The 5188-nt window shown below is 67.6% G+C and carries 5 protein-coding genes; 3 read left to right on the top strand and 2 right to left on the bottom strand.

Annotated features, from left to right (window positions below; genetic code table 11):
* Positions 1–159: 159 nt before the first annotated feature.
* Together DSP71_RS13425 and DSP71_RS13420 are read left to right on the top strand one after the other, a co-directional pair.
* Complete coding sequence (locus tag DSP71_RS13425) at positions 160–546, top strand: SHOCT domain-containing protein (RefSeq protein WP_061015263.1); 387 nt, start codon at positions 160–162, stop codon at positions 544–546.
* Positions 547–550: 4 nt separating this feature from the next.
* On the top strand, positions 551–997 hold the full coding sequence (locus DSP71_RS13420; protein WP_113681330.1) for a DUF6325 family protein: 447 nt from the start codon (positions 551–553) through the stop codon (positions 995–997).
* A gap of 22 nt (positions 998–1019) precedes the next feature.
* Here the strand turns inward: DSP71_RS13420 and DSP71_RS13415 are convergent, their stop codons facing one another.
* Both DSP71_RS13415 and DSP71_RS13410 read right to left on the bottom strand, forming a co-directional pair.
* Positions 1020–3476 carry a LuxR C-terminal-related transcriptional regulator gene (locus DSP71_RS13415; protein ID WP_113681329.1) on the bottom strand — a complete coding sequence of 819 codons (2457 nt, stop codon included), beginning with the start codon at positions 3474–3476 and terminating at the stop codon, positions 1020–1022.
* Between the two features lie 146 nt (positions 3477–3622).
* Positions 3623–4633: a DUF998 domain-containing protein gene (locus DSP71_RS13410; RefSeq protein ID WP_181800737.1), complete on the bottom strand. Its 1011-nt coding sequence runs from the start codon at positions 4631–4633 to the stop codon at positions 3623–3625.
* A gap of 234 nt (positions 4634–4867) precedes the next feature.
* Here DSP71_RS13410 and DSP71_RS22340 point away from each other — a divergent pair.
* Positions 4868–5188, top strand: a 321-nt coding sequence (locus tag DSP71_RS22340; protein ID WP_220151121.1) for a hypothetical protein, incomplete at its 3' end; no start/stop codon positions are given.

The following is a 5188-nucleotide window of genomic DNA, read 5'->3' as shown; positions in this document are numbered from 1 at the left end:
CCGCCTCCCCGGAAAAGCGCCGCGCTCTCACCCGCGGAGGATGAGAGCTCCGGCGCCGGCCCGACGCCGGGTCGCCCGTGCAGGGTGACCGGTGCGTTCGCTCCGCGGTCACCGCTGGCACCATCGCCGTAAGCAACAACTCAACGAAAGAGGTGCGACGTGTCCATTTGGGAAAGCTTCTGGGACATCATCTGGTGGTTCTTCTGGGTCTTCGTGTTCGTCTCCTACCTGATGGTGCTCTTCAACATCGTCGCCGACCTGTTCCGGGATCACACTCTCAACGGCTGGTGGAAAGCCGTCTGGATCATCTTCCTGATCTTCGTCCCGTTCCTCACGGCGCTCATCTACCTGATCGCGCGCGGCAGGGGCATGGGCGAACGGAGCGCGTCGGCGTACCGCGAACAGCAGCACGCAGCGGACTCCTACATCCGCAGCGTCGCCGGGTCGAGCCCCAGCGATGAGATCGACAAGGCGTCCAAGCTGCTCGCCGCCGGCACGATCACCCCGGACGAGTTCTCGGCCATCAAGGCCCGTGCGTTGAGCTGACGTCGTGGCTGAGGCGGTCGATCTGACGAGACTCCGGGCGCTCGGCGACGTGGAGTTCGTCGTCGTCCGCCTCGAGGACGACCGCCTCGGCTCCCACGTCCTCGAGGCGCTCCTACGTCAGGTGGAGAACGGCGCCATCCGCCTGCTCGACGTCGTGATCATCGGGCGTCTCGGTCCTGACGAACATCGCCTCGTCGAGGTGGATCGCGATGATTTCACGCTCGCGGGTCTGGTCCTGGGAACGCCGGGGCTCATCGGAGCGGACGATGCAGGACACTTCGCCGCGAGGATCCCGATCGGTGCTCTCGCCGCCCTGTTCCTCGTCGAACTCGCCTGGGTGGAGCGGTTCGCCCGCGACGTGGACTGCAGGATCGATCGGATCCTCACGACGCAGCAGATCCCTGCCAGGGTCGCGAACACCGTCCTCTCGTCGGCCCTTCGCGGGCCGTGACTCCGTTCAGGGATGGCGTGGGTCAGACGGTCGTGCGCACGGCCTCGCGACGCGACGACACTCCGAGCTTCCGGTAGATCGCGCGCTGGTGCGTCTTCACCGTGTTGATCGACACCGCGAGCTCACGAGCGATCTCCTGCAGCGTGCGCGCCGTCTGCAACTGCCGGAAGACGTCGCGCTCCCGTTCGGAGAGAGCGTCCACCGGCGAACCCGCGTTGTCCTTCGCCAGTGATCTGCCGATGAAGTCCTCGAACTGCGTCCCGAAGTGCACGTGCTCGGCCAGCAGTTTGCGCGCGGCCGTGTCGCGCGGACCGAACGGAAGACGGATGTCCTCCCCCGCGGCGACGGCGACAGCGGCCTCGCACAGCTCATGTGCCTCGTCGTGGTGGCCCGCACGACGTCGCAGCAATGCCGCCGTGAGCAGGGTCGAGGCCTTCACGTAGGAGACGTCGCCGAAAGCGCGCAGTGACCTCAGCATCTCCAGTGCGGCGGCGTACTCGCCGGCGCGCCGGAGCACACCCGACAGAGCGACGTTGACGACCGGCAGGTCAGGGCAGTGGATGTATTTCCGGGCGATCCGCATCGCGCGGTCCTGTCGACCGACGGCTTCTTCGAGCAGAGCGACCGACGACTCTCGGAAGGCCGGCCACGAGATGCCGTGCACCACCTCCAGCGGAATGTCCTGGATACCGATCGCCGCGCGGCGGCAGACCGCGACGTCTCCGGTCTCCGCAGCCGCGTAGGCGATCATCATGCGAGCCACACTCGTGAAGGAATGGTCGGAGCCGGCGTTGTGGACGACGACGCCGAACTCGCGGATCGCGTCGTCGAGCTCCCCCGCCCAGTACGAGACGTATCCCGCTGCCACGGCCGCGCTGCCTCCCGCATACGTGCTCCACGGAAGTCCGACATCATCGGCGCGCTCGACGGTGCGGAGCGTTCGCCGTGCCTCGACGAATCGGCCGGCCCAGGTCTGTCCGAAGGCGAGGTGCCCGAGTGATCGCTTCGCGAGTTCGCGATCCCCTGAATTCTGCGCCTCCCGGGCCGCGGCGGAGAAGTACTCGAGAGGGACTGCCGGGTTACCGCGATGACGGATCTCCGTCCATCCGAGGAGATAGTTGAGCGCGGCTCGGTCCCCGAGATCCGTGGAATCCGCTTCGAGCAGCATCTGCCGCACCTTCGCGCTCGCATCCGCCACCGCCGCACGCTCGTCGGCGATGAAGAGCCGCGCGATCTGCAGGACGGCGGGCTCGTCGACACCGCCCGGTGTCGCCACCGTCGCCTCCGCCCGACGGAACAGCTCCCTCGCCACGCGATGATCGCCGAGCACGTCGCTGGCGCACGCACGCACCAGAAGCACCTGCGCGTCGTCGGGCACCCGATGCAGCATCTCCATCGCCGTGCGTTCGACCTCGTCGGCGCGGGCACCGACCACGAGCCCCACCCAGTGCCGGAGCAGCGTCTCTCTGGCACCGAAGAAGTCCGAGGCGTGGAGCGAATGCGCGATGGACGCTGTCGGATCGGTCGCCTCGAGTGCGGACGCCGCGCGACGATGACATGCGGCAGCGCGCTCCGCATCACCGGCCAGAATCTCCGCGCACCGCCGTGCGAAGGACGCGTGCCATCGGTACACGACACCGTGCGGACCCTCGAACCTGTCGAGGAAGAGACCGAGTCGCACGCACGTCTCCAGCATCGCCGGAGCATCGGCACGACCGGTGACCGCTGCAGCGAGCTCGGGAGTCAGCTCACCGCAGATGCTGGCCTCGAGGACGAAGTTCGAGACCTCGACCGGGAGTGCACCCAGCACGTGCTCTCTCACGTAACCGCCGAGGAAGCTCGAAGCGCTCTGTGCGCGGCTGTCCGGCTTGGCTCCGCCGATCATCATCAGTCTGACGGCGATAGGCCAGCCTCTGGTCTCCTCCATGATCGTCGCGCACGAGAGGCCGTCCGGTTCCTGGTCGAGGAGTTGCTGCACCTCGTCCCCGGTGAAGCTGAGTGTCTCCGCACCGACGAACGAACCGGGATGTGTCACCCGGTGCCGGGAAAGCGTCACCTCGAGAAGCGTCGTCCCCACCAGCACCACGCTGAGAGTGTCCGGAGCCTGCTCTGCCAGCATCCCCAGCAGACCTTCGCGCCACGCCTCCCCTGCGCGATGCGCATCGTCGACGACGAGATGCACGCGTTCCCCCGACTCCTCGAGGACTCGGCAGATCTCCTGATAGGCGCGATAGGGATCCTCCAGGTCCCGGTCGAGGTCGAGGTCGAGACCCGAGCGCTCAGCGGCTTCGACGAGCGCGTTAACGACCCCCTGAGCCAGCCTGGCGGGATCGGAGTCGAACGTGCTGAGCCCGAGCCATGCGACATGGTCGAGGCGGCATGCCCAATCGGCGACCGCGGTCGTCTTGCCGAAACCGCTCGGGGCGCTGACCACGGTCAGCGGGTGATGGGCTGCGGCTTCCTCCACCGCTGCGCTCACCCGTGCACGGTGGATGGCGCCCGGCTGGGGTGCGGGCGGCCGGAATCGCACCGTTGGTCCCGGTCTCGACGAACGTACGGGGTGCGACATGGCACCAAGCTAGTGGCGTCTCGAACACCCCTTCAAGGCCATCCTCCGGGTGATCTTTACCCGGCGGCTTCGGTGGCCGCGTCGCGTCTGAGCGCGTCCGCCGTGCGGATGAACAGGATGATCCAGGTGAACACGAGGGTGCCGGCCACCAGCTCGACCGCAGTGAGCGTGTAGTAGCCGATGGCGAAGAAGACCGACAGCACCACGATGACGAGCAGGAAGACGTACCCCAGCATGAGGAAGGTCCGCGAGACTCCCGGCACCCACCGCCGGAGTCCGACGACGGCCACGGCGAACGCCACGACCATTCCCGACGCCACCCCGGTGTGGAGGGCGAAGTGTTCGTCCACGGGGAACACACCGACCAACGCGAGGAAGACCCCGACGACGACGAGGCAGGTCCGAACCGCGATCACCCCGCGCGGATGCGTCGTCGGAACCTCCTTCGTCGCGTACCTCGCCAGCGTGGTGACCAGCACGCCTGCGACGATCAGAGTCAGGTTGAACGCTCGGGCCGACAGATCATCCGTCATGCCGAGCGCGCTGAGGTTCTCCTGCCACCATTGCGGATCACTCGCGGTCAGCATGCTCGCCAGGATCCCGAGGATCAGGAACACCGCGAGCACCGTCGCGAGCATCTGGAGATCGAGATGCGTCGACGAGTAGTACGTCACGTATGCCGAGAGTCCTGCCGCCGCCCCGGTGAGCATGAGCACCGGGACCGGGAAGACCACCGCTCCGCTGAACGCCGCTTCGATGACGACGGCTGCGAGTGTCCATCCGAGCAAGGCGATCACTGCGTGGGCGAAGGCGAAGGCAGCGATGTCGACGACGTCGAGCGCACCGAGGCGCTTCCGTCGTGCAGGATCGGAGGCGATCACGCGTCCTAAGACGAAGACCACGGTCGCCGTGACAGCGGACGCGAGCGCCGCGAACTGCCCGACGGAATCCGGCCCGGAGATGGGCGCCCCCTGCAGTCGGAACACCACGAGGGCGACGAGAGCGGCGATGATGAAGGCGCAGATCGAGATCTGAAGGCCGATGGCCTCTCGAGACCGTTCCCGCATGGCTCCCTTCGATCGGGCTGCCGTGAGGAGGTCCGGTGATGGGGGCGACGACGACATGTGCTCAGTCTGGGGCTCTGCTCCTGCCTGAGCGAGCGCCCTTCACCCCCCTGGGGCGATGGCGCCGCCACCCCAGGGCATCACCCCCGAGGGATGAGTGGCCGACCCGCGGCGAGCGCGCGCGTCGCATGCTGGTCGGATGTTGCGGATGAACCTGCGAGCGAGCGGTCGCCGCCCGTGAGTCTGGACGCGCTCTTCCCGGACGGCCTCTCGCCGTGGCAGATCGTGCTCGCGGTGCTCTCGGTCCTCGTCGGTTGGCTGCTCTCCCGTTTCGCACGCAAGGGCGTGCTCAAGATCACGAAGCGCGCACCGGGTATCTCGGACTCCGTCGCCCAGCTGGCGGCACGGTTCGCCCAGTACTCGCTGCTGCTGATCGGGATCGGGGTCGGGCTGGCCTTCCTCGGCGCGAATGTCCAACCGCTCCTGGCGATGACCGCGATCGCGGTCGTCGTTCTGGTCCTCGTGCTCCGCGGCGTCGCGGACAACTTCGCGGCCGGG

The organism is Microbacterium sp. H6 (assembly GCF_003314775.1).
Classification (GTDB): Bacteria; Actinomycetota; Actinomycetes; order Actinomycetales; family Microbacteriaceae; genus Microbacterium; species Microbacterium oxydans.
This window is presented reverse-complemented; position numbering and strand designations above follow the sequence as displayed.